The following is a 25827-nucleotide window of genomic DNA, read 5'->3' as shown; positions in this document are numbered from 1 at the left end:
CGGAGGCCGGATTTCAACCGGAAGCGCTGTGCGGGTACTCTGTACCGTCTGCACCGGTGTCTGCCCAGCCCGCCGACCGGGGTCTCCCCGCGAGAACCCCGATTGTCAGTGGTGGCTGTTTTACTGGCGGAGCACTGTTGCTCAACGCATCACAACCCTCCTGCCACGGAACGACCGTGGCCGCTGAGTCCAGAGGAGGTGGGTTCCACATGCGTCACTACGAGGTGATGGTCATCCTCGACCCCGATCTCGAGGAGCGTGCTGTCTCCCCGCTGATCGAGAACTTCCTTTCTGTCGTCCGTGACGGCGGCGGAAAGGTCGAGAAGGTCGACACCTGGGGCCGTCGTCGTCTCTCGTACGAGATCAAGAAGAAGCCCGAGGGCATCTACTCGGTCATCGACCTGCAGGCCGAGCCTGCGGTCGTCAAGGAGCTCGACCGCCAGATGAACCTGAACGAGTCGGTCCTCCGGACCAAGGTCCTCCGCCCCGAGACCCACTGAGCTCTCCCGCTCAGCTGATCTCGGGTTTCGAGTAGTACCGCAAGCAGCCAGCAGTAAACCCGCCGAGAGGTTCCCCCATGGCAGGCGAGACCGTCATCACGGTCGTCGGCAACCTTGTCGATGACCCCGAGCTGCGCTTCACCCCCTCCGGTGCGGCGGTCGCGAAGTTCCGTGTCGCGTCCACTCCCCGCACCTTCGACCGCCAGACGAACGAGTGGAAGGACGGCGAGAGCCTGTTCCTGACCTGCTCCGTCTGGCGCCAGGCGGCGGAGCACGTCGCCGAATCGCTCCAGCGAGGCATGCGCGTGATCGTGCAGGGCCGGCTGAAGCAGCGGTCCTACGAGGACCGTGAGGGCGTCAAGCGCACGGTCTACGAGCTGGACGTCGAGGAAGTCGGGCCCAGCCTGCGCAACGCCACGGCCAAGGTCACCAAGACCGCCGGCCGCGGTGGCCAGGGCGGTGGCGGCGGCTTCGGCGGCGGTGGCGGCGGCCAGCAGGGCGGCGGCTGGGGCGGCGGCCCCGGTGGCGGCCAGCAGGGCGGCGGCGCTCCCGCTGACGACCCCTGGGCGACCAGCGCTCCCGCTGGTGGCAACCAGGGCGGCGGCGGTGGCTGGGGCGGCGGCTCCGGCTCCGGCAACGGCGGCGGCTACTCGGACGAGCCCCCCTTCTAGACCCTCGGGTCAAGGGCGGGCCGCACCCAAACTTCTTGATCACACAGGAGAAACACCATGGCGAAGCCGCCTGTGCGCAAGCCTAAGAAGAAGGTCTGCGCTTTCTGCAAGGACAAGGTCACGTACGTGGACTACAAGGACACGAACATGCTGCGGAAGTTCATTTCCGACCGCGGCAAGATCCGTGCCCGCCGCGTGACCGGCAACTGCACCCAGCACCAGCGTGACGTCGCCACGGCCGTGAAGAACAGCCGTGAGATGGCGCTGCTGCCCTACACCTCCACCGCGCGCTAAGGGAAGGGTGACCGAAACATGAAGATCATCCTCACCCACGAGGTCTCCGGCCTCGGTGCCGCGGGCGACGTCGTCGACGTCAAGGACGGTTACGCTCGCAACTACCTGATCCCGCGGAAGTTCGCTATCCGCTGGACCAAGGGCGGCGAGAAGGACGTCGAGCAGATCCGTCGCGCTCGCAAGATCCACGAGATCCAGACCATCGAGCAGGCCAACGCTGTCAAGGCCCAGCTCGAGGGCGTGAAGGTCCGTCTGGCCGTTCGCTCCGGCGACGCCGGCCGTCTCTTCGGCTCCGTCACCCCGGCCGACGTCGCCTCGGCGATCAAGGCCGCCGGTGGTCCCGAGGTCGACAAGCGTCGCATCGAGCTCGGTGCGCCGATCAAGACCCTGGGCGCCCACGAGACGTCCGTGCGTCTGCACCCCGAGGTGGCCGCCAAGGTCAACATCGAGGTTGTCGCGGGCTGAATGCCGCGATCGGCTTGAACAGCTGAAGGAAGGGGCCGCACCCGATGGGGTGCGGCCCCTTCCGCATGCGGTGATCCTCGCGGTGTCCAGTCGGCCATGGGCGGCGCCCCATTGGTCATGGCACGTCTGGTCGGCCGGCCGTGGCATCCCTGGCCGGGCAGGGCATCTCCGGGTGAGCCCGATGTTTCACATGAAACGTCGGCCGACGGGCGAAACGCCGACCGGGAGTGGCAGGCCGCCGCGCCGGGATGGGACGGTGAGCGCGTCCTCCCGGGACGGGAAGGTCAGCGCGTCGTCCTGGGACAGCAGGGTCGCGCGTCACGCCGCGACGGGAAGGTCAGCGCGTCGCGCCAGTTACGATCCACCGGCCCGACCGGGCGCGCAGCCACAGGGTCAGCATGCGCACGGTCATCATCAGCGTCATCGCGACCCACAGCGCGGTGAGTCCGCCGCCCAGGACGGGGACGAGCAGCGCGACCGGGGCGAAGACCGCCAGGGTCAGCAGCATCGCCCAGGCGAGATACGGACCGTCTCCGGCGCCCATCAGCACACCGTCGAGGGTGAAGACCACACCGCAGATCGGCTGGGAGAGCGCCACGATGACGAGCGCGGGCAGCGCGGTGTCCGTCACGGCGGGGTCGCTGGTGAACAGCGGCAGGAAGACGGGCCGGGCCAGGACGACCAGGACGCCGAGCACGAGGCCGACCCCGATGCCCCACTGCACCATGCGGCGGCAGGCGTCGCGGGCGCCCTGGGAGTCCCCGGCGCCCAGACAGCGGCCGATGATGGCCTGTCCGGCGATGGCGATGGCGTCGAGGGCGAAGGCGAGCAGGACCCACAGGGACACGATGATCTGGTGGGCGGCGATGTCGGAGTCCCCGAGGCGGGCTGCGACGGCGGTTGCGATCATCAGGATCGCCCGCAGCGAGAGCGTGCGCACGAGCAGCGGCACACCGGCATGGGCGGAGGATCTGATGCCCGCCGCGTCGGGGCGCAGCGAGGCGCCGTGCCGCCTCGCTCCTCGGATCACCACGGCGAGGTAGGCGGCCGCCATGCCCCACTGGGCGAGGACGGTGCCCCAGGCGGAGCCCGCGATGCCGAGGTCGGCGCCGTAGACCAGGGCCGCGTTGAGGACGGCGTTGGCGACGAAGCCGGCCACGGCGACGTAGAGGGGTGTCCTGGTGTCCTGGAGGCCTCGCAGCACGCCGGTCGCGGCCAGCACGATCAGCATGGCCGGGATGCCCAGGGCGGAGATCATCAGATAGGTGGACGCGTGGGGCGCGGCGGTCGTGGAGGCGCCGAAGAGATCGACGAGGGGTGACGCCGTGGGGAGGACGACGGCGATGACGGCGCCCCCCAGCAGCAGTGCCAGCCAGATGCCGTCCATGCCCTGACGAATGGCGGCCTTGAGGTCACCCGCGCCGACCCGGCGGGCAACGGCTGCCGTGGTGGCGTAGGCGAGGAAGACGAAGACGCTTACGGCGGTCGCGAGCAGGGCCGAGGCGACTCCGAGGCCGGCGAGCTGGGCGGTACCCAGGTGGCCGACGATCGCGCTGTCGGCCATCAGGAACAGGGGCTCGGCGACCAGCGCGCCGAAGGCCGGCACGGCCAGCGCGAGTATCTCGCGGTCGTGCTGTCGTCGGGTGGCCCTGGGGGGCGCGGGAGCCTGGGTCATGAAGGCCAATGTAATCGTCCACAGGTAAGAGATGCAATTGAGTAGTGACCCTTACCTGTCGTCACTGTGGGTGTGCTTTCCCACAGTGCTCGACCTGATCTTGGGCTGACCGGGAAAGTTTTTCTTCTGCACAGCCGGTGGGCGGGAAATCGGCAGGTCAGAGCCGTGGTGGCGGAGTTGATGGGGGCTTGTTCACAGGCCTGTCCACCGAGTCGTGCACAGGTTTCGCGGAGTTCTCCACAGCATCTGGCCGGTCGTCCACATGGCCTGTGGATAACCGGATTGGCTGACGGTGCCCGAGGGCCTACCGTGGTCCGGCGCCCACTCCGTTCGTCGGCCGTGCAAACGACACAAAACCGACGCGCCAGAAACGGAGTTGGGCTTCTCGTTTTGTCGGTGCCGTGCCGTAGAAAGAGGGCATGGCGAGGTCCGCTCGGCGGACGGGAGGAGGTGGCTCGGTGAGCATTTCCGAGCCCTTGGACGACCCGTGGGCCGACAGCGGGCCGGGCGACCGACTGCCTGCCTCCCGCAGGCGCGGCGACGCGCCGCGCGGTCGCGACGAGCAGCACGACCGCGGTGAATGGGAGGGATCGGGAGGTCCTGCCTTCGAGCGGGTGCCGCCCCAGGACCTGAACGCCGAGCAGTCCGTCCTCGGCGGCATGCTCCTGTCCAAGGACGCCATCGCCGACGTCGTCGAGATCCTCAAGGGCCACGACTTCTACAAGCCCGCCCACGAGACGATCTACCAGGCGATCCTCGACGTCTACGCCAAGGGCGAGCCGGCCGACCCGATCACCATCGCCGCCGAGCTCACCAAGCGCGGCGAGATCAACAAGGTCGGCGGTGCCTCGTATCTGCACACCCTCGTCCAGACCGTCCCGACCGCCGCCAACGCCGAGTACTACGCGGAGATCGTGCACGAGCGGGCGGTCCTGCGCCGACTGGTCGAGGCCGGCACCCGCATCACGCAGATGGGATACGCGGCCGACGACGACGTCGACGAGATCGTCAACCGAGCCCAGGCGGAGATCTACGCCGTCACCGAGCAGCGCACCAGCGAGGACTACCTGCCGCTCGGCGACATCATGGAGGGCGCGCTCGACGAGATCGAGGCGATCGGCTCGCGCAGCGGTGAGATGACCGGTGTTCCGACGGGCTTCACCGACCTCGACTCGCTCACCAACGGCCTTCACCCCGGCCAGATGATCGTCATCGCCGCGCGTCCCGCCATGGGTAAGTCCACGCTCGCGCTGGACTTCGCCCGCGCGGCGTCGATCAAGCACAACCTGCCGAGCGTCATCTTCTCCCTGGAAATGGGCCGCAACGAGATCGCGATGCGTCTGCTGTCCGCCGAGGCCCGCGTCGCCCTGCACCACATGCGCTCCGGCACGATGACCGACGAGGACTGGACCCGTCTGGCCCGCCGGATGCCCGAGGTGTCCTCGGCGCCGCTCTACATCGACGACTCCCCGAACCTGTCGATGATGGAGATCCGCGCGAAGTGCCGTCGCCTGAAGCAGCGCAGCGACATCAAGCTCGTGATCATCGACTACCTCCAGCTGATGCAGGCCGGCGGCTCCAAGCGTTCCGAGAGCCGTCAGCAGGAGGTCTCGGACATGTCCCGTAACCTCAAGCTGCTGGCCAAGGAGCTGGAGGTCCCGGTGATCGCCCTCTCGCAGCTGAACCGTGGTCCCGAGCAGCGCACGGACAAGAAGCCGATGGTGTCCGACCTGCGTGAGTCCGGCTCCATCGAGCAGGACGCCGACATGGTCATCCTGCTGCACCGCGAGGACGCCTACGAGAAGGAGTCGCCGCGCGCGGGCGAGGCGGACATCATCGTCGGCAAGCACCGTAACGGCCCCACCGCCACCATCACGGTCGCCTTCCAGGGCCACTACTCGCGCTTCGTGGACATGGCGCAGACCTGAGCGGAGTTCGCAGGGCCTCGGATTTCGCGGCCGAATCTCACGAATGACAGCCAGGCGTTGGCATGTAGACCGTGAGACGGCGTGAAACTGCTCAGCGCTTCGTCTCGTACCTGGTCAGGACCACGCCTTCGGGAAGCGTCCGCGTCTCGACCAGGTTCAGGTTCACCCAGCTGTCCAACGCGGTGAAGAACGGCGTGCCGCCGCCCACCAGGACCGGATGGGTGGCGATCACGTATTCGTCGATCAGTCCGGCGCGCATGGCCGCCCCGGCGAGCGTCGCGCCGCCGATGTTCATCGGAGCCCCCTCCTCGGCCTTGAGCCGGGTGATCTCGGCGATCGCGTCCCCGGTGACCAGGCGGGTGTTCCAGTCGACCTTGTCGAGCGTCGAGGAGAACACGACCTTCGGCGTGTCCCGCCAGTTCCGCGCGAACTCGATCTCCGCCGGGGTGGCGTCGGGCTGCTGGTCTCCGGTCGGCCAGTAGGAGCTCATCGTCTCCCACAGCTTGCGCCCGTACAGGAACAGGCCACTCGCCTGCTCCTGGTCGAGCCACCACTGGAACAGCTCGGGGCTCGGCTTCCCACCCCAGCCGATGTCGTCGCCGGACGCGGCGATGTAGCCGTCCAGGGTCAGGTTCATGCCGTAGACCAGTTTCCGCATGGCGCAGCCTTCCGTCCGTGGGTGTCCGGCGTACGGACCAGCGCCGCGCGGGAAACTCATCGGTGTGCGACCCGGGCTCGCCGGTAGTCCTCGTGCTCGGGGCTCAGCGTGGTGTACTCGGCCGACTCGGGCAAGCCGCCTGATCTCGGCCTCGCCCTCGTGAGGAGGGGCAACGGGCTTGAGACTGATCACGGGTACCAAGGCCGTGAGACAGCCGGGAACGCCCAGGTTGCGCAAGATCGACATGTCACGAGCGGCGAGACCGTGCATGCGGGGCGGGCCGCGCCACGCTCCGGGCGAAACCGCCTCGACGGGAGGCCTCCGGCCGGGTGGACTGGGCTCATGACACCACCCCAGGACGATCTGCTTCCCACCACGCGCCGGGCACTGCTGCACCGCGTCGCCGTCGCCCAGGCCGAGGGGCGTGCCCCCTCCCTCGTGGCGGCCGTCGTACGGGACGGCCGGGCCGTGTGGCACGGGGCACGGACCTCTGTCGACGGGCACGGCCCGGACGAGGACGTGCAGTACCGGATCGGCTCGATCACCAAGACCTTCACAGCGGTGCTGGTCCTGCGGCTGCGTGACGAGGGCGTGCTCGACCTCGGCGACCCGCTGGAGAAGCACCTGCCGGGCACCCGCGCCGGAGCGGCCACCATCCGTGAACTGCTCGCCCACACCGGCGGTCTGGCAGCGGAGACGTCCTCGCCTTGGTGGGAGCGCACGCCGGGCTCGCTGCGCCCCGAGCTGTCCGACGTTCTGGGCGAGTGGCCCGTCCTGCACCCGCCGGGCCGGAGGTTCCATTACTCCAACCCCGGCTACACCCTGCTCGGCTCGCTCGTCGAGAAGCTGCGCGGGGCTCCCTGGGAGGACGTGCTGCGGCGCGAGGTGCTGGAGCCGCTCGGTCTGACCCGGACCAGTGGACAGCCACGGGCGCCGCACGCGGGCGGCTGGGCGGTCCACCCCTGGGCCGATGTGATGATGCCCGAGCCGCTGGAGGACCTCGGTCTGATGGCTCCGGCCGGTCAACTGTGGTCCACCAGCGGAGACCTGGCCCGGTTCGCGGCCTTCCTTGCCCGGGGTGACGAGCGGGTGCTGAGCGTGGGGACCCTTCAGGAGATGCGCACTCCGGCGGCACCGGCCGAGGCCTCGGATCTCGCGGACGGGTCTTCCTACGGGCTCGGGCTCCAGGTCCAGCACCGCGACGGGCGGACGCTCGTCGGGCACTCGGGTTCACTGCCGGGGTTTCTGGCGAACCTCACGATCAGCGTCGCCGACGACGTGGCCGCGATCGTCCTCGTCAACTGCACCTCGGGCCCGGTGATCTCTGCCGTCGGCGCCGATCTCGTCCGGATCGTCGCCGAGGCCGAACCCCGGATTCCCGACCCCTGGCGTCCACTGCGAGAGGCGGATCCGGCCGTGCTCGAGCTCTCCGGACAGTGGTACTGGGGGACGAGTGCCTTCGCGCTGCGTCTGACGGCCGACGGGCTGCTCTCCCTCGGGCCGCTGTCGGGCCAGGGCCGCCGCTCACGGTTCCGTGCGAACGGCGACGGTACCTGGACGGGGCTGGAGGGCTACTACGCCGACGAGACCCTGCGGGCCGTGCGTCGCCCCGACGGCTCGGTGAGCCATCTGGATCTGGCTTCGTTCGTGTTCACCCGCCGACCCTACGACGAGGGTGCCGACGTCCCCGGTGGGGTGCATCCGGAGGGCTGGAGGGGGATCGGCTGAGGGCAGCCGGGACATCACCCGTTCATGACGGCGCGGCTGTGTTTCACGTGAAACACAGTCCCGGGCCGGAGAGCCGCCGCTCTGTCAGAGCCCCAGTTTGAAGCCCACGTGCGAGCCGGTGAATCCCAGCCGCTCGTAGAAGCGGTGGGCGTCGGTGCGCGAGGCGTCCGACGTGAGCTGGACCAGGTGGCAGCCCTGCCGCCGCGACTCCTCGACCGCCCACTCGATGAACTGCGACCCGAGGCCGCTGCCCCGCTCCTCGGCGTGGACCCGGACGGCCTCGATGATCGACCGGGTGGCACCGCGCCGGGACAGTCCGGGGATGACGGTCAGCTGGAGTGTGCCCACGACGCGGCCTTCGCGCACGGCCACCACCTGGTGCTGGTTCGGGTCGGCCGCGAGGCGTTCGAACGCCGCCAGGTAAGGGGTCAGGTCGTCCGGTGACTCCCGCCGGGCACCCAGGGGGTCGTCGGCGAGCATCGCGACGATCGCGGGGAGGTCCTCGGTCGTCGCGTGCCGTATCTCGAGATCTGCCATGGCGGCAGCCTATGCGGGTACCTTCAGCGTCTCCACGACCCTGACGAGCGGGGCCAGTTCGGGGTTCTCGGCGGCTGTGTCGAGTGCCTCGCGCAGCGCGCCGTCGTTGGTCGGCCGCGCCTCCTCCAGGAGCTTCAGCCCGGCCTGGGTGACGTTGGTGTAGATGCCGCGCCGGTCGGTGGGGCACAGATAGCGCTCCAGCAGGCCGCGGTCCTCCAGTCGGGTGACCAGGCGGGTGGTGGCGCTCTGGCTGAGGACGACCGCGTCGGCGACCTGCTTCATCTGGAGATGGCCGCCCTCGCCGTCGTGTTGCCGGCTGAGCACGTCGAGCAGCGAGTACTCGCGCACGCTGAGGTCGTGCCCGGACTGAAGAGCGCGCTCGACATGCGCCTCGATCTTCCCGTGCAGCAGGGAGAGGGCGCACCAGCCCTGGGCCAGGGCGGTGAGCGCGGGGTCTGTCGCGGTCATCGGCGATTTCCTCCTCCGGAGCGGCTGTCTCCAGGGTAGAGCACGAGCGCAATATCCAGCGCTTGCAAATATCAAGCGTACGCAAGTATTGTCATGACGCGTAAAGCGCACTTGCAATCGTATGGAAGGTGTACCCCATGCCTCTCGCTCTTGTGGCCCTCGCGATAGGGGCCTTCGGGATCGGGACGACCGAGTTCGTGATCATGGGCTTGCTGCCCGAGGTCGCCGGAGACTTCGGGGTCTCCATCCCCACCGCCGGATTCCTCGTGACCGGCTACGCACTGGGCGTGATGTTCGGCGCCCCGCTGATGACGGTGCTCGGCACGAAGGTCTCGCGCAAGCGGATGCTGATGGTGCTGATGTGCCTGTTCATCGTGGGCAACCTGCTCTCCGCGATGGCCCCCGTCTTCTCGGTGATGCTCATCGGCCGTGTCGTCGCCTCGCTCGCCCATGGCGCCTTCTTCGGCATCGGCGCGGTCGTGGCCGCCGAACTGGTCGCGCCCGACAAGAAGGCCGGTGCCATCGCGATGATGTTCACCGGCCTGACCGTCGCCAATGTCGTCGGAGTCCCGCTCGGCACCCTCGTCGGGCAGTCCGTGGGCTGGCGCGTCACCTTCGCCGTCGTCGCCGCGCTCGGCGTCGTCGGCCTGCTCGGCATCGCCCGGCTGGTCCCCGACATGCCCAAGCCGGAGGGCGTCAGCCTCCGGCACGAGGTGGCCGCGTTCAAGAACGCGCAGGTGCTGCTCGCCATGGCGATGACCGTCCTCGGCTTCGGCGGCGTCTTCGCGGCCATCACTTACATCGCGCCCATGATGACCCACGTGGCGGGCTTCGCCGAGGGCTCGGTGACCTGGCTCCTGGTCCTGTTCGGTCTGGGCATGGTCGTCGGGAACCTCGTGGGAGGCCGGTTCGCCGACCGGGCCCTGATGCCGATGCTGTACATCTCCCTGGCCGGCCTCGCGGTGGTCCTCGCCCTGTTCACACTGACCGCGCACGACAAGATCCTGTCGGCCGTCTCCATCGCCCTGATCGGCGTGCTGGGCTTCGCCACCGTGCCGCCGCTCCAGAAGCGCGTCCTGGACCAGGCCCACGGTGCGCCCACACTGGCCTCGGCGATGAACATCGGTGCCTTCAACCTCGGCAACGCCCTGTCCGCCTGGCTCGGCGGCATGGTCATCGCGGCCGGTCTCGGCTACACCGCACCGAACTGGGTGGGCGCCGTCCTCGCCGCCGCGGCGCTGGTCCTCGCCGTTCTCTCCGCCGCCCTGGAGCGCCGCGGTGGCGCGCCGAGCACGGTGGTCTCCGGGTCCGTGCCCGCGCAGGAGCGCGCCGCGGTCCACGGCTGACACCGCCGGGCGGACGACTCCCGCCGACGGGACTCCCGCACCGCACCGTGCCGCCGACGAGCGACGCACACGCATCACCCCCGACGCCGAGCGCCGGTCCCCATCAGGGAACCGGCGCTCACGGCTCGGTCGACTCAGCCCGCGGCCACCGTCAGAGGAGCGAACCGTCGGCTCCAGTCGCCGGGCAGTTCCCCGATGCCGTAGGTCATGACCGCGTTGAACGCGACGGACTCCAGCCCGCGCTGCTTGGCCCAGTCGACGAGCTCGGCGTGCCGTACGTCGATGTCGGTGCGCAGGGGCCGGTCGGTGCGGGCCGCCAGCGAGGCGATCAGAGCCTTGGCCGTGTCCGTGTCCCGGGCGATCAGCGGGCCCACGACATGTGTCTCCATGTTGGGCCAGGCGGCGGCGTAGCCGATGATCCGGCCGTCCTCCTCGGCGACATGAAGCAGATCGGCGAACGCGGGCAGCCGGGTGATCATCTGGGTGCGGTCGGTACCGAACACCGGCTCGTCGAGGCGCAACAGCGAGGGCAGGTCCTCGGCGGTGGCCGGCCGGGTCGGGATGTTCGCCGCAGCGGGCTCGGGGCGGAAGACGCCTCGGAGCATCTCGGCGCGCCCGGTGACCTTGAAGCCGAGTTCCTCGTACAGCGGGCGTCCGTTGGGGGTCGCGTGCAGAGTGAGGGGCGTGGTGCTCATGGCCGCCACGATGTGCCGCATCAGACGCCGCCCGACACCCTGACGGGCGTACCGCTCCGACACCAGGACCATGCCGATGGCCGCGAGATCAGGCCGGTCCTGGGGGCCGTACTCGGTGACGACACAGGCGCTCAGCAGTCCGCCGTCGGGGTCGTCGATGCCGTACCCCCTTCCGGCCGTGAGGAGCAGGCCCCACTTGTGCTCCTCGCGCGGCCACCCCCGGTTCTCGGACAAGTCGGCGCAGGCGGTGAGATCACGCAGCGTCAGACGACGAATGGGCAGAGCGGAGAGGGAAGGTGTCGGCACGCAGGTCAGGCTGTCCGACAGGGGCCCTCGGCGTCCACCTGTTTCGGGTGAGATGTACGCGCTTTTGGCCACGCTGTGGCGCACCCCACGGTGGGTCGGCTGTTATGCGGTGTTTCACGTGAAACACCGGCGAACGCCGGTCGACGAACAGCCTGCCACCAGGAAATGGCTGCCCTGGACCGTCATTCGCCGGGACCCACTAGCCTCGGCGTCCATGACGCGCCTTCACCTGTTCGACATGGACGGCACTCTGCTGCACGGCTCGAGTGCGCCGCGGGAGATCTCCCGGCAGCTCGGTCTCGAGGCCGAGACCGTGGAACTCGACCGTGCGATGTCCGCCGGACTCGTCGGGCCGCCGGAGTACGCCGTGCGGGTGCACGCGCTCTGGGCCGAGCTGACCACGGTGCAGGTGACCGCGGCCTTCGAGGGCGCGCCGTGGCTGGCCCGGATCCGTGAGGTGTGGGCCGAGATCAGGAGCCGGGGCGAGTACTGCGCCGTCGTCTCGCTCTCCCCGTCGTTCTTCGTGGAGCGGCTCACGGGCTGGGGCGCCCACGCGGCCCATGGGTCCCGGTTCCCGGCTGTGCCCTTCACCGAGCCGGTGGACCCTGCCGGAGTGCTGAGCGCGGCGGCCAAGGTGGTCGTCGCGGACCAACTGTGCGCGCAGTTCGGCGTGAGCAGGACCGAGTGCGTCGCGTACGGCGATTCGCTGTCGGACCGGGACCTGTTCGCCGCTGTGCCGACGTCCGTCGCCGTCAACGCGGACGACCACCTGGCGGGCCTGGCGACCCACGCGTACGCGGGCCTGGACCTGTGGGACGCCTACGAGCTCGTGCGCTAGCGGCGGGCCGGGCAGCGCCCGCCGACGGACCGGGTCAGCCCAGATCGGGCGCGTGCATCGCGCGCACGCCCTCGATGTTGCCGTCCAGGTAGTGGCGCAGCGACAGCGGCACGAGATGCACGGAGGCGATGCCGACCCGGGTGAAGGGCACCCTGACGATCTCGTACTCACCGATGGGCTCGTCGACCTCGGGGCCGTGGCGCAGCGAGGGGTCCATGGACTCCAGCCGGCAGACGAAGAAGTGCTGCACCTTCACCCCGGTCGCGCCGCCGTCGTCGCCGATGTGCTCGACGGTGTCGACGAAGCAGGGCACCACGTCGGTGATCTTGGCGCCGAGTTCCTCGTGCACCTCGCGGTGCAGGGCGTCGACGACGGTCGGGTCCTCCGGCTCCACACCTCCGCCGGGCGTGAGCCAGTAGGGATCGACGCCGGGTTTGGTGCGTTTGATCAGGATCAGGTCGTCTCCGTCCAGCAGGACGGCGCGCGCGGTGCGCTTGACCACGGGTCGGACGGTCATGGGAGAAATGTGGCCCCGCTGGTTCCACGTGAAACATCGCGAAACGTCACCAGCCGAGCTCACCGCGTGACGGACCGCGGGATCCCGCTCAGGACCAGTCGGCAGCGGTGTGCAGCAGTCCCTCGTACGCGCGGGCTATATGAGGCATCGCCAGCGTTCCGGTCCGTACGACCAGGAAGTACGTCCGCAGCGGCGGAATGGCGGGATCGTGCAGGGCGACCAGGTCACCACGCTCCAGGGCGGACGCGCACAGATAGCGGGGCAGCACCGCGACACCGGCTCCCACGACCGCGCAGGTGAGTACGGCACGGAGGTCGGGCACCACCACCGTGCCCGCGGCGGCGGGACGGCAGTCGAAGACGGAGGCCCAGTAGCGGGAGACGAAGGGCAGCGACTCGTGCACCTCCACGACGGGGAGGTTCTCCAGGGCGGACGCGTCCTTGAGCTGCGGCTCACCGGGGCCGATCTCCTCCAGCCAGCGGGGAGCGGCCACCAGGACATGCTCTTCGTCACACAGCGGAGTCGCGGTGAGTAGAGCACCGCGTGGCCGGGCCGTGCTGATGGCCAGATCGTGATGCCCGGCGGCCAGCCCTTCCAGGGCCTCGTCGGCGTTCCCGAAGGAGACGCGCAGGGCGAAGCCCTGGCCGTCCTCGCCGGTCAGTTCCACGAGGGCGGGCAGCGCCCGTTCGGCCGTGAACTCGGGCGGTCCGGCCAGATGCAGGGTGCGCAGGGAGGACTGCTCGTCGAGCCCGCTCTCGGTGATCTCGACCAGGGCGTCGAGATGCGGCGCGGCCTTGTGGGCGAGCTCGTCGCCGATCGTCGTCGGTGTGACCCCGCGCGCCTGCCGCAGGAAGAGGGGGCGGCCCAACTGCCGCTCCAGAGTGCGGATCTGGGAGGTGACGGCCGGCTGGGACAGACCCAGCAACGCGGCGGCACGCGTGAAGGAACCGGCCCGGTGCACGGTGACGAACGTACGCAGCAAGGCCAGATCCATGGCGCGCCCCTCCCCTTCTCCACCCTTCGCAGGCCTCGGGCAGGGCCCAACTATAAATATGTCGATAGGTCGCTGTCGCTACGGTGATTGGACACTGACACAGAGTCAACTAGCCTTGTTCGCGCGGTTCTTCGCGCGCAGAACCGAGGACGGTCCGAGCCACGAGGGGGGAGGCTCGGACCGTCCGTTCGACGTAGCGCGGACCGCCCGGCATCCGCCCGACGCACTACTCGGCCGACTCCCTCAGCGCCCGCCGTACGTCGGCCACCAGGTCCTCCGGGTCCTCCGCGCCGACGGAAAGCCGTACGAAGCCCTCCGGCACCGCGTCGCCGCCCCAGCGCCCGCGCCGCTCCGCCGTGGACCGTACGCCGCCGAAACTCGTGGCGTCGTCCACGAGCCGCAGCGCCTCCAGGAAGCGCTCCGCCCGCGCGCGCGTGGGCAGCGTGAAGGACACCACACAGCCGTACCGCCGCATCTGCCGCGCGGCGGCCGTGTGCGAGGGGTCGTCCGGCAGCCCCGGATAGCGCACGCCGAGATTCTCGGGCCAGTCGCGGAGCGTCTCGGCGACCGCGAGGGCGGTGGCGCTCTGCCGTTCGGCACGCAGGGCGAGCGTGGCGAGCGAACGGTGGGCGAGCCAGGCCTCCATGGGGCCTGGGATCGCCCCGACGATCTTGCGCCAGCGCCGTACCGCCGTCATCGCCTCGCCCGCGCGGCCCGTCACGTAACCGAGCAGGATGTCGCCGTGCCCGGTGAGCTGCTTGGTCCCGCTCGCCACCGCGAAATCGGCGCCCAGGTGAAGCGGACGCTGCCCCAGCGGTGTGGCGAGGGTGTTGTCGACCGCCACCAGCGCGCCGCGCGCGTGCGCCGCCTCGGCCAGGCGCCGGATGTCGCACACGTCCAGTCCCGGGTTGGACGGCGTCTCGATCCACAGCAGCCTCGCCCCGTCCAGGACGTCGAGCTGCGCGTCGCCGCCGGTGGGCGCGGTGCGCACCTCGATGCCGTACGCCTCCAGCTGGGTGCGGATCAGCGGCAGCGCCTGGTAGCCGTCGCTGGGCAGGACGACGGCGTCCCCGGCGCGCAGTTGTGAGAAGAGCACCGCGGAGACCGCCGCCATCCCGGAGGCGAAGGCGAGCGTCTCCACGCCGTCCAGCCCAGGCGCCTCCAGCTCGCCGATCGCCCGTTCCAGATGGGTCCAGGTCGGGTTCTCGTCCCGGCCGTAGGTGTACGGACCCGTCGGGTCGCCCGGCAGATGAAAGTGCGCGGCGAATACCGGTCCCGGCAGGGTCGGTTCGTACTTCACGGGCTCCGGCAGCCCCGCCCGCACCGCGCGCGTGCCGTCGCCCTGTGCCGCTGGTCCCGCGTCGTTCATGCCGGATGTCCTTCCAGGCGCTCCCGGACGGCGGCGAGCAGGCCGGTGCTCGCCGCCTCCACCATCTCCAGGCACTCCTCGAAGCCGTCCATGCCCCCGTAGTACGGGTCCGGGACGTCCAGGTCGTCGCCGGCGGCGGGGTCGTAGGAGCGCAGCAGACGAACCTTCTCCGCGTCGTGCCCGGTCGGCGCGAGCCGGCGCAGGGCCTTGAGATGGCCGGCGTCCAGGGCTATCACCAGGTCGAGCCGGGAGAACCAGGAGGTCTGGAACTGCCGGGCCGAGTGGCCGCTGTCGTAGCCGTGCTCCTCGAGGACGGCCACGGTGCGCGGGTCGGCCGGATCGCCCTCGTGCCAGCCACCCGTGCCGGCGCTGTCGACCTCGACCTCGCCGTCCAGCCCGGCCCCAGCCACCCGCGCGCGGAAGACGGACTCAGCCATCGGGGAACGGCAGATGTTGCCGGTGCAGACGAAGCAGACGCGGTAGGTCATCGGGCTCAGTCCCCGTCAGGCAGAACGACGTTGAGCGCCCAGGACACGATCGAGATGATCAGACCGCCCAGCACGGCCGTCCAGAATCCCTCGACGTGGAAACTGAGGTCGAACTGGTCCGCCAGCCACGACGTCAGCAGCAGCATCAGCGCGTTCACGACCAAGGTGAACAGGCCGAGCGTGAGAATCATCAGCGGCAGGCTCAACAGCTTCACCACTGGTTTGACCAGGAAGTTCACCAGGCCGAAGAGCAGGGCCACGAGCAACAGGGTGCCGATCTTCTTGCCCGTGCTGTCACCGGTGAGGGTGATTTTGTCGAGCAGCCACACGGCGACCGCCAGGGCGCCCGCGTTGGCGATCGTCTTGACTACGAAATTCATCATGTGTCTGATCGTGGCAGACGAGATCCGTTACGAGCAGGGGCGTGAGGGCCACAAAGCGATGAAGGCATTCCGGCTGGACGAACTGGAGGCGGAGCGCGCCTCCAACGAAGGCGCCTACCTGCAGTTCCTGCGGGAACGGAACATGTCGGTGGGGCTCTACGCGCTCGACGCGGGCGAGCACGACCCCCAGCGCCCGCACGATCAGGACGAGGTGTACTTCGTCGTCAGCGGCCGTGCCTCGATCACCGTGGGCCTGGAGACCACCCAGGTGGCGCGCGGCAGCGTCGTCTATGTGCCGGCCGGGGTGGCCCACAAGTTCCACCACATCAGCGAGGACCTGCGGGTTCTCGTCGTCTTCTCGCCTCCGGAGAGCTGATCCCTGATCCCGGACCCCCGGGTTCCCTAGGGGATCTGTCAGGGGAGGAGCAGGGATGCGAGGGCCCCGCCGGACCCCCTGTCCGTCCTAGCATCGAGGGCAGGACAAACGGAGAACCCGGAGGGCGAACAGAGCCCCGTGGGACAGGAGAGAAGGGCTGGGGCGATGCGAGAGATCTTCGCGGGTCTGCCGTGGTGGGTGAAGTGGGTCGCGGTGCCGGTCATCGCCCTGGTGGTGTTCGGCGGCCTGATAGCGAGCGTCGTCTCCTTCGTGATCGGCCTCCTGTTCAAGCTGCTGATCTTCGTGGCCCTGGTCGGCGGACTCATCTACGTCGTACGGAAGTTCACGTCGAGCTCCTCCTCACGCGGCGACTGGTGACGGCGAGGGGAGCCGGTGGGCGGCAAGCGGCAACCACCGGTTCCCTCGGGCGAGGGAAGTTTTACGGGCAGGGCGTCATGGGGCGGTGACAGGCCGTTAGAGTCCGGAACTCGACACGGGGACGCCCCCGCGACCGGCGTACGCCCCCGTACACCCCTCCCGTGTTCCCCGGCACGGGCAGCACCCTCGCGCTTCGGGAGTGACCCTTGGCCACGGTTGACACCGCCCCCGCTGACCTCCACGCACCCCCCGTCCCGACCGGGACCCTCGCCCGGCCACCCGGGCGCGCGGCCCCCGTCGGCTCCCTCACCCGGCCGCCCGAGCAGCCGGTGCCCCCGGGCGCGCGGCCCCCGCACCCGGTCACCACGACCCTGATCAGCTCGGTGCAGCGGGCGATGCGTCTGCTGGAGAGCGCCGCCGGACACGAACACGGGGCGCCCGCCAAGCAATTGGCCCGTGAGACCGGCCTGGCCCTGCCGACGGCCTACCACCTGCTGCGCACCCTCGTGCACGAGGGCTATCTGCGCCGGGACAAGGGCCTGTTCTTCCTCGGCGAGGCGGCGGAACGGCTGTCCGGCAGCGGTGAGCAGCAGAAACGTCGCAGCACGATGGTCGAGGCTCTCGCGCAATGGCGGGATTCGATCGGTGTCCCGGTGTACTACGCGGTGTACCGGAACGGCGAGATCGAGGTCGTCTGCGTCTCGGACACCCCGGCGAACCCCGCCGTGGAGGAGTGGGCCGACTTCCGCGAGACCGGCCATGCCCACGCCATCGGCCAGTGCCTGCTGTCCCAGCTGGCCCCGGAGGACCGCCGCGACCATCTCGATCGCTACCCGGTGCAGTCCATCACTCCCTACACCATCCGTGACCAGGGCGGTCTGCTGCGCAGGCTGGACCGGATGGGCCGGATGGACCCGGTGATCGAGCGTCAGGAGTACGCGCTGGGCACGGTCTGCGCGGCGATTCCGATCACGATGGGCAGTACGGCCGCCACGATGGCCCTCTCGCTTCCCGCCCAGCAGGCCGGACGGCTGATCCCCGCGGCGCGACAACTGCAGAGCGAGATCGGGCGCCTTCTGGGGTCGCTGGCGATCTCTATCAGTATCTGAAAACTCACTGCTTGTGATCTGGTGTGCACGTTGAGCAAGATGCCACCAGGATCAAGGGATCATTCCCGGCCAGTCGACGGCAAATGACGGGGTAGGCGATGCGCGAGTCGGTGCAGGCAGAGGTCATGATGAGCTTTCTCGTCTCCGAGGAGCTCTCGTTCAGGATCCCGGTGGAGCTGCGCTACGAGAGCTGTGATCCGTATGCCGTGCGACTGACCTTCCATCTGCCCGGTGACGCCCCGGTGACCTGGGTGTTCGGGCGGGAGCTGCTCATCGACGGCGTGGGTCGGCCGAGCGGCGAGGGGGACGTCAGGGTCGCGCCCGTCGAGCCGGAGTCGCTGGGCGAGGTGGTGATCCGGCTTCAGGTGGGCAGTGACCAGGCGCTGTTCCGCTCCTCGACGGCGCCGCTGGTCGCCTTCCTCGACCGCACGGACAAGCTGGTGCCGCTCGGCCAGGAGACCTCGCTCGCCGACTTCGACGCCCACCTCGACGAGGCGTTGGACCGCATCCTGGCCGAGGAGCAGAGCGCGGGGTGAAGCGTCACGGCCGCTGAGGTGCCGTAACGCTTCACCTGGGGCGCTGTTTTCCGGAGTCGGTCCGCCCGACGGGCGGAGTGGTGCCTACCGCTTGCGGCGCCGTCCCCGGCCGGACCGTGCAGCGACGGGTGAGGGTCCCGTCGTCGGCTCGCCGACGCCGGTGGGGGACGGAGCGGGGCGGTCGGCGGCCACCATCAGCGCGGCCAGACCGGTCGTGACCGGAACGGAGGCCACCAGACCGATCGAGCCGACCAGTGTGCGCACGATCTCCTCCGCCACCAGCTCGCTGTTGGCGACCGCGCCCACGCTGCTCTGCGCGATGGAGAACAGCAGGAGCAGCGGCAGCGCCGCGCCCGCGTAGGCGAGGACGAGGGTGTTCACCACGGACGCGATGTGGTCACGGCCGATCCGGATGCCCGCGCGGTACAGGCCGCGCCAGCCCATCGTCGGGTTGGCCTCGTGCAGTTCCCAGACCGCCGAGGTCTGCGTGACCGTCACATCGTCCAGCACACCGAGCGAGCCGATGATGATGCCCGCGAGCAGCAGACCGCTCATGTCGATCGACGGATACAGCCCGTGGATCAGACCGGTGTTGTCGTCCGTGTTGCCGGTCAGCGCGGCCCAGTCGATGAACCACGACCCGAGCACACCGATCAGCAGCAGCGAGATCAGCGTGCCGAGGACGGCCACCGAGGTCCGCGCGGACAGGCCGTGGCAGAGATACAGCGCGATCAGCATGATGGCGCTCGCTCCGACGACCGCCACGACCAGTGGGTTCGACCCCTGGAGGATCGCGGGCAGGATGAAGAAGTTGAGCACCATGAAGCTCAGGGCCAGCGCCACCAGCGCCATCACACCGCGCATCCGGCCCACGAGCACGACCGCGATCGCGAAGATGCCGGCGAGCACGGTGAGGGGCAGCCGCCGGTTCACATCGGCGACCGAGTACTGAAGGTCCTCCGGCGCGGAGGGCTCGTAGGCGACCACGACCTCCTGGCCCTCGTGCAGTTGGCGCGACTGGTCGGGCTGGACGATCTCGGTGAACGTGCGCCCGGTGTTCTCGCCGGTGTCGACCCGGATCGTCGCCTTCTTGCAGTCGCCGTTCGCCTGCTGCACCGCCGAGGAGCCCTCGGCGGTGGAGGTGTCGCCTGTCGGCGGGACGCCGGAGACACCGGCTGTCCTGCAGTCGACCGGCTCGACCTTGGTGACCGTCGCCTGTTCCGTCTGCCGGTCGAAGCCGACGCCGGTGCGTTCGTGCGCGGGCGCACCGCCGGGCCACAGCACGACCAGGCCCACCACGACCGCGGCGGCGAACGGGACCAGGATCGCGGCGATCACCTTCCGCAGATGCCGGGAGACGGGAGCGGCCGGCCCATGGCTGTGACTGTGGCCGTGCGAGGACCCATGGCCGCCCCCGTGCCCGCCACCGTGCGAAGAGCCGTGTCCGCCGCCCTGTGACGGCTCGTGCCCGCCCCCGCGGGAGCTCCCGCCCGCAGGGGAGTTCCCGTGTCCGTGCGGGTCCCCGCGCCCATGGGCGTCCATCTGCCCATGAGAGTCGCCGTGTTCACTCCTTGGACCCGTCCCCTGCCCTCTACCGGAACCAGGGCCTGGGTCGCCAACGGGCCTGTGGCGGCGGGGCTCGGGCGGCGGAAACGGAGGCTGCTGCGGTGTGGTCACCGCCCGATCATCGCAAGAACGGCGGGGGCCCCCTGTTCACCGCGCCCGAAGTGACGCTAGCGTGGGGACACCTTTGTACACGCGGGAGCTCGGAGCACCGGGCTGAGAGGACGCTGACCTCCGTCTACGCGATGTTTCACGTGGAACATGTGTCGTTCCACACGAAACACCGGCAGACGGTGACCGCTGCGTCGACCGCCGAACCTGTTACCGGGTAATGCCGGCGTAGGGAGTAGGTCTCATGACCAGCAAGGACGTACGCACGCCTGCCTCCGCGCAGATCTCCGCCGTATCCGAGGGCGACGACAGCGGCGAGGCCGGGAAGTCCATCGGCTGGCACAAGGCGTATGTCGAGGGCTCGCGCCCCGACATGCGGGTGCCGGTCCGTCAGGTGCATCTCACCAACGGCCGGGCGGTCACGCTCTACGACACCTCCGGCCCGTACACCGATCCATCCGTGGATACGGACGTCCGCAGGGGCCTTCAGCCGCTGCGGGAGAACTGGATCATCGCGCGCGGCGACACCGAGGAGTACGCGGGCCGCCCGGTCCGTCCCGAAGACGACGGGCTGCGGCACACCTCGCCGCGAGGCGGGCTGCGCAACCTCGACGCGGTCTTCCCGGGCCGCCCCCGGCTGCCGCGCCGCGGACGGGACGGCCAGGCCGTCACCCAGCTCGCGTACGCCCGACGGGGCGAGATCACGCCGGAGATGGAGTACGTGGCCATCAGGGAGAACGTTTCTCCTGAGGTGGTGCGCGAGGAGATCGCGGCAGGCCGGGCCGTGCTGCCGGCCAACATCAACCACCCGGAGATCGAGCCGATGATCATCGGCAAGCGGTTCCTGGTGAAGGTCAACGCCAACATCGGCAACTCCGCGGTGACCTCCTCCATCGAGGAGGAGGTGGAGAAGATGACCTGGGCGACCCGCTGGGGCGCCGACACGGTCATGGACCTGTCCACCGGCCGCAACATCCACACCACCCGCGAGTGGGTGCTGCGCAACTCCCCCGTCCCCATCGGCACGGTGCCGCTCTACCAGGCGCTGGAGAAGGTCGACGGCAGGGCCGAGGAACTGTCCTGGGAGATCTACAAGGACACGGTCATCGAGCAGGCCGAGCAGGGCGTGGACTACATGACCGTCCACGCGGGCGTCCGCCTGCCGTACGTGCCGCTGACCGCCAACCGCAAGACGGGCATCGTCTCGCGCGGCGGCTCCATCATGGCGGCGTGGTGCCTGGCGCACCACAGGGAGAGCTTCCTGTACGAGAACTTCGAGGAGCTCTGCGAGATCCTCGCGGCCTACGACATCACGTACTCGCTCGGCGACGGCCTGCGGCCCGGCTCGATCGCGGACGCCAACGACGAGGCGCAGTTCGCGGAGTTGCGGACGCTCGGGGAACTCAACCGGATCGCCAAGCGTTTCAATGTGCAGACGATGATCGAGGGCCCCGGTCACGTCCCGATGCACAAGATCAAGGAGAACATCGACCTTCAGCAGGAGATCTGTGATGAGGCTCCGTTCTATACGCTCGGCCCGCTGACCACGGACATCGCTCCGGCCTACGACCACATCACCTCCGGCATCGGCGCCGCGATGATCGCCTGGTGGGGCACGGCCATGCTCTGCTACGTCACGCCCAAGGAGCACCTGGGCCTGCCCAACCGTGACGACGTCAAGACCGGCGTCATCACCTACAAGATCGCGGCCCATGCCGCCGACCTCGCCAAGGGGCACCCCGGCGCCCAGGAGTGGGACGACGCCCTCTCCGACGCCCGCTTCGAGTTCCGCTGGGAGGACCAGTTCAACCTGGCCCTCGACCCGGACACGGCCCGGGAGTTCCACGACGAGACCCTCCCGGCCGAGCCTGCCAAGACGGCCCACTTCTGCTCCATGTGCGGGCCGAAGTTCTGTTCGATGAAGATCTCCCAGGACATCCGCCGTGAGCACGGCGGGAGCAAGGGGGAGATCGAGGAGGGCATGGCGCAGAAGTCGAAGGAGTTCGCGGCGGCGGGCAACCGGGTGTACCTGCCGATCGCGGACTGATCGACGGCTGATCACGGACGGGCTGGGTGGGCCGTCGACCGGGCGGGCCGTCGGCCGGGTTCGGCTTGGGCCCCCTGGGCGGGGGCGCAAGCCGGGTCAGTCCGGTTGGTGCTCGGGGCCGCCGAAGTCGGGGCTCGTGAAGTCCGGGCTGGTGTAGCTCGGACGGGTGCCCGTGGTGGAGCCTTCACCGGGGCTGGTGAAGCCCGGCCGGCCGTAACCGAGGTGCGGCATACGGCTCGTGGGTGCCGACGAGGTGGTGCGGGGCAGGCGTACCGGGCGCGCGGTGCTGAGCGCGTCCTGGAGGAACGGCAGGATGCCGCGCTCCAGGAGAGCCTCGCGCCAGGCCTGCCTGGCCCGTTCCACCTCTCCGTCGGGCTCGCCGTAGGGGCCGGTCTCCAGTGAGGGACTGTTGCGCAGAGCGGTGAGCAGCAGGCCGGCGCCGGCGACGAGGATCGCCACGGCGGTGACGGCACCGAACACCCAGCCGGTCGTGAGCATGGTCTCGGCGAACGCCCGGTCCGGATCGAGCATCTTCAGGAGGTAGCCGACGAGCAGGAAGATCACGGCGGCCGTTCCGGCGAGGACCGGTGCCAGGACCGCGACGACGGCGACGGCTCCCGCGCCGGCGGTCTCGGCGACCTCGCCCATGGAGGGGGCGAGGCCCACCGTGCCCGCGCCCTGATCGGCGGAGCCGGACTCACGCACGGAGGACGTGGTGGACGGTGGGCGGCGCAGTTCCTCGCGGACCTTCACATAGTGCTGGTACTCGGTCGCCGCGGCGGCCGTGATGAGCGCGGTGGCGTTGAGGGCCATCGTGCGCAGTTGCTCGGGGTTGAGCCGCTGACCGACAGCGGCCAGTTCGGGACGGTGTGGGGCGGAGCGCAGCGCCTCATCGAGGATCCGCTCGTACTCTTGGCGGTCCTCGCTCAGCAGGTGCTGCGGAACGCTGTTCATGTGCATCCCCCGATGCTCCGTAGGGCTTGGGGCTCGCACGCTGACGAGCCGTCGGGCAGAAACGGAGGGGAGCCTGCTACGGATAAGCCGATGGTAGAGCGGCGACGGTGGCCGGTGACAGGGGGTTTGCAGAAATTGGGTCCTGGCCGACGCGGCCGTTCCCCGAGCGCGCTTCTGGGGCGCCTGCCCGGTGAACGCTTACTTATCCAGGGGAAGTTGCTGCACCAGCAGCTTCCCGGCCATGGTCACTCCGCCGTCCATGGCGATGGCGAGACCGCCCGCGTAGACGTGCGGGCCCTCCACGGTCGGGCCGCCGCTGTCCTCGCCCTCCTCCGAGCCGACCTCGCCCAGGAGGTAGGGGATGGGGCTGTGACCGTGGACGACGCGTGTGCCGCCGTAGACGTCGAGCAGCGAGCGCACGGCGTCGCCGCCCTCGTCACGGAAGGAGAAGCGCCTGGTGAACTTGCGGAACAGGTCCCAGACCTCGTCGGCGTTGTTGCGGGTGAGGGCCTCGCGGACGTTGTCGTTGACCTCCTCGATGGAGGCGCCGTAGTCGAGGTAGGCGGTGGTGTCGGAGTGGACGAGGAGATGGCCCTCGACCTCCTCCATCGCGTCGAGGCGGGACATCCACTGGAGGTGGTGGTCCTGGAGGCGGTCCATGTCGGTCTTCTGGCCGCCGTTGAGCAGCCAGGCCGCCTGGAAGGTGGCGGTGCCCGCGCCGGAGTTGACGGGGGTGTCGCCGAACCGTTTGGCGCCGATGAGCAGCAGTTCGTGGTTGCCCATCAGGGCCTTGCAGTAGCCGCCGGCCGCGGCGGCCTCGGCGGACAGCCGCATCACGAGGTCGATGACGCCGATGCCGTCCGGGCCGCGGTCGGTGAAGTCGCCGAGGAACCACAGCCGCGCGGTGCCGGCGCACCACTGACCGGAGGCGTCGATCAGGCCCTTCTCCCGCAGGGCGGCGAGCAGTTCGTCGAGATAGCCGTGCACGTCGCCGACCACGAACAGCGGGCCGGGGCCGGTGGCGGGGCGTTCGACGACCGCGGGCGCGGGGTCCACGGTCACCTGGAGAGTGTCACCCCGATTGATGACAGGCAGATCGCGCTGAGTGGGGGTGTACCCCTCGGGGTAGTCGAGCGGCTCGGCCGTGGGGGCGGCATCACCGGCGGGTTGGGAGCCCTGCGCGGGACGCGGACCGGTCTCGTGGACATACGCGGGCACCCGGAAGTCGCGCACCGTCGCCGTGCGCTCCACCTCGGGTCCCTGACCGGCCCCCTGAGTCATCGACCCCTCCACCATCGCGCCGCACCTGCACCCCATCGGACTGCCTGGTCGCAGCGGCCCGCGGTGCCGTGGGCCCATCATAGGAATGCGGATCGTGCCGTGTGATGACCCAGGGGTGGTGAATCGGAAGAGTACTCAGGTTCACCGCGCCTTTCGCCCCAATTGGGCCGACCTTCGTCCCGGTGACGGCCGCCGCGGAGCCGCGTTTCGGATCATGCCGTGGGCGGTGCGAGAGCGGACGGCCCCGTTCCGTGAGCGGAGCTTGGCCGGATCGGCTCCCTCTCCGCGCCCTGAGCGTCTCGTTCCGGCCCCCTGGAGCGGGGTGCGGTGGCGACGGCGCTTCGGCTTTCGGCGGGTCCGGGGGAGCCGGTCCGGCGTGGCGTGGAGGCGGCCCCGCCGCTCACCCCTGGTCGGGGGAGCGCGGCGGGCTGACCGTGCGGCGGGTCGGGCGGCGCTGGGAGGACGTACGGACGATCAGTTCGGTCGGTATCACCTGCTCGACCGGGTGGTCCGACTCCACGCCCTCGATGGCGTCGATGAGGAGCTGGACCACGGCCGTGCCGATGCGGCGGGGCTTGAGCGAGAGGGTGGTGATGGGCGGCTCGGTGTTGGCGTAGACCGTGGACTCGCTGCAGCAGACCAGCAGCAGGTCCTCGGGGACCCGCAGCCCGTAGCGGCGGGCGGCGGCGAGCAGGTCGGTCCCGTTGGGGTCGAACAGGCCGTAGACCGCGTCGGGGCGGTCGGGGCGGGCGAGCAGCCGGTCGGCGGCGACGGCGCCGGCACAGGGGTCGTGTGCCGGATAGGCCTCGTAGACCGGGTCCTGGCCGACGCGTTCGCACCAGCGCAGATAGGCGGTGGTGGACAGATGCGTGTACGTGTCGGTCGTGGTGCCCGTGAGCAGGCCGATACGGCGGGCCCCGGCGTCGGCGAGGTGGTCGAGGATGCCGAGGACGGCGGCCTCGTGGTCGTTGTCGACCCAGGCGGTGACGGGGAGCGAGCCGGCCGGGCGGCCGTCGGAGACGACCGGTAAACCCTGGCGGACCAGTTCGCTGACGACCGGGTCCTGGTCGGAGGGGTCGATGACGACCGTGCCGTCCAGGGCCACGTTCGACCACACGTCGTGGCGGGAGGTCGCGGGGAGGATGACGAGGGCGTATCCGCGGGCCAGGGCGGCGGAGGTGGCGGCGCGGGCCATCTCGGCGAAGTACGCGAACTCGGTGAAGGTGAAAGGTTCATCCCCGTAGGTCGTCACGGTCAGGCCGATGAGTCCCGACTTGCCGGTACGGAGGGTCCGGGCGGCGGCCGAGGGGCGGTAGCCCAGCCGGTCGGCGACCTCGCGGACGTGGCGACGGGTGGCATCGGGGAGCCGGCCCTTGCCGTTGAGGGCGTCGGAGACGGTTGTGATGGAGACCCCGGCCGCGGCGGCCACGTCTCTGATGCCCGCCCGTCCCGGACGGCTGCCTCGGCGTGAGGTTTCCGCGCGGCTCACCTGGTGCTTCCCTGCTGCTGTCATGGCGAGCCGATAGTAGGGCTCATACGGTGGGGTAGTGCGGACGCATATGCACCTGTTGACAGGCACGTTTCTGCAAGGCGATCCAAGGTTGATTCCCTT

The 25827-nt window shown here is 69.8% G+C and carries 27 protein-coding genes and 1 riboswitch; of the genes, 13 read left to right on the top strand and 14 right to left on the bottom strand.

Annotated elements, in window-relative coordinates:
* Positions 1-209: 209 nt before the first annotated feature.
* The 4 genes from rpsF to rplI all read left to right on the top strand — a co-directional run bounded on the left by rpsF (position 210) and on the right by rplI (position 1930).
* The gene (gene rpsF, locus ACFYR0_RS10085) at positions 210-500 is read left to right on the top strand and encodes a 30S ribosomal protein S6 (RefSeq protein ID WP_004985983.1); all 291 of its coding nucleotides are present in this window, start codon (positions 210-212) and stop codon (positions 498-500) included.
* 77 nt (positions 501-577) lie between these two features.
* Entirely contained in the window at positions 578-1171 is a 594-nt protein-coding gene (locus tag ACFYR0_RS10080) for a single-stranded DNA-binding protein (protein WP_389324187.1), read from the top strand.
* Positions 1172-1228: 57 nt separating this feature from the next.
* On the top strand, positions 1229-1465 hold the full coding sequence (gene rpsR / locus ACFYR0_RS10075) for a 30S ribosomal protein S18 (RefSeq protein WP_003949403.1): 237 nt from the start codon (positions 1229-1231) through the stop codon (positions 1463-1465).
* Positions 1466-1483: 18 nt separating this feature from the next.
* Positions 1484-1930: a 50S ribosomal protein L9 gene (gene rplI, locus ACFYR0_RS10070; protein WP_386377860.1), complete on the top strand. Its 447-nt coding sequence runs from the start codon at positions 1484-1486 to the stop codon at positions 1928-1930.
* A gap of 337 nt (positions 1931-2267) precedes the next feature.
* Here the strand turns inward: rplI and ACFYR0_RS10065 are convergent, their stop codons facing one another.
* A complete protein-coding gene (locus tag ACFYR0_RS10065; RefSeq protein ID WP_389324183.1) occupies positions 2268-3605 on the bottom strand; it encodes an MATE family efflux transporter in 1338 nt (445 codons plus the stop codon).
* A gap of 458 nt (positions 3606-4063) precedes the next feature.
* On the opposite strand from ACFYR0_RS10065, the gene dnaB reads away from it, so the two are divergent.
* Entirely contained in the window at positions 4064-5533 is a 1470-nt protein-coding gene (gene dnaB, locus ACFYR0_RS10060; protein ID WP_389324180.1) for a replicative DNA helicase, read from the top strand.
* A 91-nt stretch (positions 5534-5624) separates the two neighbouring features.
* Here the strand turns inward: dnaB and ACFYR0_RS10055 are convergent, their stop codons facing one another.
* The gene (locus ACFYR0_RS10055) at positions 5625-6191 is read right to left on the bottom strand and encodes a dihydrofolate reductase family protein (protein ID WP_389324177.1); all 567 of its coding nucleotides are present in this window, start codon (positions 6189-6191) and stop codon (positions 5625-5627) included.
* Positions 6192-6533: 342 nt separating this feature from the next.
* Between ACFYR0_RS10055 and ACFYR0_RS10050 the strand changes: the two genes are divergently transcribed.
* Positions 6534-7919, top strand: coding sequence for a serine hydrolase domain-containing protein (locus ACFYR0_RS10050; protein WP_389324175.1), 1386 nt, complete (start codon positions 6534-6536; stop codon positions 7917-7919).
* Between the two features lie 84 nt (positions 7920-8003).
* On the opposite strand, the gene ACFYR0_RS10045 is transcribed toward ACFYR0_RS10050, so the two are convergent.
* Together ACFYR0_RS10045 and ACFYR0_RS10040 are read right to left on the bottom strand one after the other, a co-directional pair.
* Positions 8004-8456: a GNAT family N-acetyltransferase gene (locus tag ACFYR0_RS10045; protein ID WP_389324173.1), complete on the bottom strand. Its 453-nt coding sequence runs from the start codon at positions 8454-8456 to the stop codon at positions 8004-8006.
* 9 nt (positions 8457-8465) lie between these two features.
* Positions 8466-8924 (bottom strand): MarR family winged helix-turn-helix transcriptional regulator, encoded by a 459-nt coding sequence (locus ACFYR0_RS10040; protein WP_389324170.1) that lies wholly within the window; start codon positions 8922-8924, stop codon positions 8466-8468.
* A 137-nt stretch (positions 8925-9061) separates the two neighbouring features.
* Here ACFYR0_RS10040 and ACFYR0_RS10035 point away from each other — a divergent pair, with 137 nt between their 5' ends.
* Positions 9062-10270: an MFS transporter gene (locus ACFYR0_RS10035; RefSeq protein WP_389324167.1), complete on the top strand. Its 1209-nt coding sequence runs from the start codon at positions 9062-9064 to the stop codon at positions 10268-10270.
* A 134-nt stretch (positions 10271-10404) separates the two neighbouring features.
* Here ACFYR0_RS10035 and ACFYR0_RS10030 read toward each other — a convergent pair whose 3' ends face one another.
* Positions 10405-11271, bottom strand: a complete 867-nt coding sequence (locus ACFYR0_RS10030; protein ID WP_389324164.1) for a GNAT family N-acetyltransferase — start codon at positions 11269-11271, stop codon at positions 10405-10407.
* A 214-nt stretch (positions 11272-11485) separates the two neighbouring features.
* On the opposite strand from ACFYR0_RS10030, the gene ACFYR0_RS10025 reads away from it, so the two are divergent.
* The gene (locus ACFYR0_RS10025) at positions 11486-12109 is read left to right on the top strand and encodes an HAD family hydrolase (protein WP_389324161.1); all 624 of its coding nucleotides are present in this window, start codon (positions 11486-11488) and stop codon (positions 12107-12109) included.
* Positions 12110-12143: 34 nt separating this feature from the next.
* Here ACFYR0_RS10025 and ACFYR0_RS10020 read toward each other — a convergent pair whose 3' ends face one another.
* The 5 genes from ACFYR0_RS10020 to ACFYR0_RS10000 all read right to left on the bottom strand — a co-directional run bounded on the left by ACFYR0_RS10020 (position 12144) and on the right by ACFYR0_RS10000 (position 15860).
* The gene (locus ACFYR0_RS10020) at positions 12144-12626 is read right to left on the bottom strand and encodes an NUDIX domain-containing protein (protein WP_386387073.1); all 483 of its coding nucleotides are present in this window, start codon (positions 12624-12626) and stop codon (positions 12144-12146) included.
* Between the two features lie 88 nt (positions 12627-12714).
* Positions 12715-13620 (bottom strand): LysR family transcriptional regulator, encoded by a 906-nt coding sequence (locus ACFYR0_RS10015; RefSeq protein WP_389324157.1) that lies wholly within the window; start codon positions 13618-13620, stop codon positions 12715-12717.
* A gap of 226 nt (positions 13621-13846) precedes the next feature.
* Positions 13847-14989 (bottom strand): cystathionine gamma-lyase, encoded by a 1143-nt coding sequence (locus tag ACFYR0_RS10010; protein WP_389324154.1) that lies wholly within the window; start codon positions 14987-14989, stop codon positions 13847-13849.
* Positions 14986-15477 (bottom strand): low molecular weight protein-tyrosine-phosphatase, encoded by a 492-nt coding sequence (locus tag ACFYR0_RS10005; protein ID WP_389324151.1) that lies wholly within the window; start codon positions 15475-15477, stop codon positions 14986-14988. The genes ACFYR0_RS10010 and ACFYR0_RS10005 overlap by 4 nt, the downstream gene beginning before the upstream one ends.
* A gap of 5 nt (positions 15478-15482) precedes the next feature.
* The gene (locus tag ACFYR0_RS10000) at positions 15483-15860 is read right to left on the bottom strand and encodes a phage holin family protein (protein WP_386387066.1); all 378 of its coding nucleotides are present in this window, start codon (positions 15858-15860) and stop codon (positions 15483-15485) included.
* A gap of 58 nt (positions 15861-15918) precedes the next feature.
* Here ACFYR0_RS10000 and ACFYR0_RS09995 point away from each other — a divergent pair, with 58 nt between their 5' ends.
* The 4 genes from ACFYR0_RS09995 (at position 15919) to ACFYR0_RS09980 (ending at position 18259) form a co-directional block, all read left to right on the top strand.
* Positions 15919-16236 carry a cupin domain-containing protein gene (locus tag ACFYR0_RS09995; RefSeq protein WP_386387085.1) on the top strand — a complete coding sequence of 106 codons (318 nt, stop codon included), beginning with the start codon at positions 15919-15921 and terminating at the stop codon, positions 16234-16236.
* 165 nt (positions 16237-16401) lie between these two features.
* Positions 16402-16614, top strand: coding sequence for a DUF5326 family protein (locus ACFYR0_RS09990; protein ID WP_389324147.1), 213 nt, complete (start codon positions 16402-16404; stop codon positions 16612-16614).
* Positions 16615-16820: 206 nt separating this feature from the next.
* Positions 16821-17723 (top strand): IclR family transcriptional regulator, encoded by a 903-nt coding sequence (locus ACFYR0_RS09985; protein ID WP_389324144.1) that lies wholly within the window; start codon positions 16821-16823, stop codon positions 17721-17723.
* A gap of 98 nt (positions 17724-17821) precedes the next feature.
* Complete coding sequence (locus tag ACFYR0_RS09980; RefSeq protein WP_389324141.1) at positions 17822-18259, top strand: SsgA family sporulation/cell division regulator; 438 nt, start codon at positions 17822-17824, stop codon at positions 18257-18259.
* 84 nt (positions 18260-18343) lie between these two features.
* On the opposite strand, the gene ACFYR0_RS09975 is transcribed toward ACFYR0_RS09980, so the two are convergent.
* Positions 18344-19936 carry a YibE/F family protein gene (locus ACFYR0_RS09975; protein WP_389324138.1) on the bottom strand — a complete coding sequence of 531 codons (1593 nt, stop codon included), beginning with the start codon at positions 19934-19936 and terminating at the stop codon, positions 18344-18346.
* A gap of 71 nt (positions 19937-20007) precedes the next feature.
* Positions 20008-20185: riboswitch (TPP riboswitch) on the top strand.
* Here ACFYR0_RS09975 and thiC point away from each other — a divergent pair.
* A complete protein-coding gene (gene thiC / locus ACFYR0_RS09970; RefSeq protein WP_389324135.1) occupies positions 20178-21980 on the top strand; it encodes a phosphomethylpyrimidine synthase ThiC in 1803 nt (600 codons plus the stop codon). It overlaps the preceding riboswitch by 8 nt.
* Positions 21981-22076: 96 nt before the next feature.
* Here the strand turns inward: thiC and ACFYR0_RS09965 are convergent, their stop codons facing one another.
* The 3 genes from ACFYR0_RS09965 to ACFYR0_RS09955 all read right to left on the bottom strand — a co-directional run bounded on the left by ACFYR0_RS09965 (position 22077) and on the right by ACFYR0_RS09955 (position 25728).
* A complete protein-coding gene (locus tag ACFYR0_RS09965; RefSeq protein ID WP_389324132.1) occupies positions 22077-22940 on the bottom strand; it encodes a hypothetical protein in 864 nt (287 codons plus the stop codon).
* A gap of 192 nt (positions 22941-23132) precedes the next feature.
* Positions 23133-24230 (bottom strand): metallophosphoesterase, encoded by a 1098-nt coding sequence (locus ACFYR0_RS09960; protein ID WP_389324129.1) that lies wholly within the window; start codon positions 24228-24230, stop codon positions 23133-23135.
* Between the two features lie 385 nt (positions 24231-24615).
* Positions 24616-25728, bottom strand: coding sequence for a LacI family DNA-binding transcriptional regulator (locus ACFYR0_RS09955; protein ID WP_389324126.1), 1113 nt, complete (start codon positions 25726-25728; stop codon positions 24616-24618).
* Positions 25729-25827: the final 99 nt, after the last annotated feature.

Origin of the sequence: Streptomyces sp. NPDC005017, from assembly GCF_042873115.1 — a bacterium.
In the GTDB taxonomy this organism is placed as follows: domain Bacteria; phylum Actinomycetota; class Actinomycetes; order Streptomycetales; family Streptomycetaceae; genus Streptomyces.
Note: the sequence above shows the minus strand (reverse complement) of the source record. Positions and strands in the feature narration are given on the sequence as shown.

What these genes read in the sequence shown, in the direction of transcription:
- ACFYR0_RS10045 (WP_389324173.1), bottom strand. Translation starts at nt 8,456, where the DNA reads ATGGCAGATCTCGAGATACGGCACGCGACGACCGAGGACCTCCCCGCG.
- ACFYR0_RS10055 (WP_389324177.1), bottom strand. Translation starts at nt 6,191, where the DNA reads ATGCGGAAACTGGTCTACGGCATGAACCTGACCCTGGACGGCTACATC.
- ACFYR0_RS10005 (WP_389324151.1), bottom strand. Translation starts at nt 15,477, where the DNA reads ATGACCTACCGCGTCTGCTTCGTCTGCACCGGCAACATCTGCCGTTCC.
- ACFYR0_RS10010 (WP_389324154.1), bottom strand. Translation starts at nt 14,989, where the DNA reads ATGAACGACGCGGGACCAGCGGCACAGGGCGACGGCACGCGCGCGGTG.
- ACFYR0_RS10080 (WP_389324187.1), top strand. Translation starts at nt 578, where the DNA reads ATGGCAGGCGAGACCGTCATCACGGTCGTCGGCAACCTTGTCGATGAC.
- ACFYR0_RS10035 (WP_389324167.1), top strand. Translation starts at nt 9,062, where the DNA reads ATGCCTCTCGCTCTTGTGGCCCTCGCGATAGGGGCCTTCGGGATCGGG.
- rplI (WP_386377860.1), top strand. Translation starts at nt 1,484, where the DNA reads ATGAAGATCATCCTCACCCACGAGGTCTCCGGCCTCGGTGCCGCGGGC.
- ACFYR0_RS10050 (WP_389324175.1), top strand. Translation starts at nt 6,534, where the DNA reads ATGACACCACCCCAGGACGATCTGCTTCCCACCACGCGCCGGGCACTG.
- thiC (WP_389324135.1), top strand. Translation starts at nt 20,178, where the DNA reads ATGACCAGCAAGGACGTACGCACGCCTGCCTCCGCGCAGATCTCCGCC.
- ACFYR0_RS10040 (WP_389324170.1), bottom strand. Translation starts at nt 8,924, where the DNA reads ATGACCGCGACAGACCCCGCGCTCACCGCCCTGGCCCAGGGCTGGTGC.
- ACFYR0_RS10025 (WP_389324161.1), top strand. Translation starts at nt 11,486, where the DNA reads ATGACGCGCCTTCACCTGTTCGACATGGACGGCACTCTGCTGCACGGC.
- ACFYR0_RS10000 (WP_386387066.1), bottom strand. Translation starts at nt 15,860, where the DNA reads ATGATGAATTTCGTAGTCAAGACGATCGCCAACGCGGGCGCCCTGGCG.
- rpsR (WP_003949403.1), top strand. Translation starts at nt 1,229, where the DNA reads ATGGCGAAGCCGCCTGTGCGCAAGCCTAAGAAGAAGGTCTGCGCTTTC.
- ACFYR0_RS09995 (WP_386387085.1), top strand. Translation starts at nt 15,919, where the DNA reads ATGAAGGCATTCCGGCTGGACGAACTGGAGGCGGAGCGCGCCTCCAAC.
- ACFYR0_RS10020 (WP_386387073.1), bottom strand. Translation starts at nt 12,626, where the DNA reads ATGACCGTCCGACCCGTGGTCAAGCGCACCGCGCGCGCCGTCCTGCTG.
- rpsF (WP_004985983.1), top strand. Translation starts at nt 210, where the DNA reads ATGCGTCACTACGAGGTGATGGTCATCCTCGACCCCGATCTCGAGGAG.
- ACFYR0_RS10065 (WP_389324183.1), bottom strand. Translation starts at nt 3,605, where the DNA reads ATGACCCAGGCTCCCGCGCCCCCCAGGGCCACCCGACGACAGCACGAC.
- ACFYR0_RS09955 (WP_389324126.1), bottom strand. Translation starts at nt 25,728, where the DNA reads ATGACAGCAGCAGGGAAGCACCAGGTGAGCCGCGCGGAAACCTCACGC.
- ACFYR0_RS10015 (WP_389324157.1), bottom strand. Translation starts at nt 13,620, where the DNA reads ATGGATCTGGCCTTGCTGCGTACGTTCGTCACCGTGCACCGGGCCGGT.
- ACFYR0_RS09980 (WP_389324141.1), top strand. Translation starts at nt 17,822, where the DNA reads ATGCGCGAGTCGGTGCAGGCAGAGGTCATGATGAGCTTTCTCGTCTCC.
- ACFYR0_RS09990 (WP_389324147.1), top strand. Translation starts at nt 16,402, where the DNA reads ATGCGAGAGATCTTCGCGGGTCTGCCGTGGTGGGTGAAGTGGGTCGCG.
- ACFYR0_RS09960 (WP_389324129.1), bottom strand. Translation starts at nt 24,230, where the DNA reads ATGGTGGAGGGGTCGATGACTCAGGGGGCCGGTCAGGGACCCGAGGTG.
- ACFYR0_RS09965 (WP_389324132.1), bottom strand. Translation starts at nt 22,940, where the DNA reads ATGCACATGAACAGCGTTCCGCAGCACCTGCTGAGCGAGGACCGCCAA.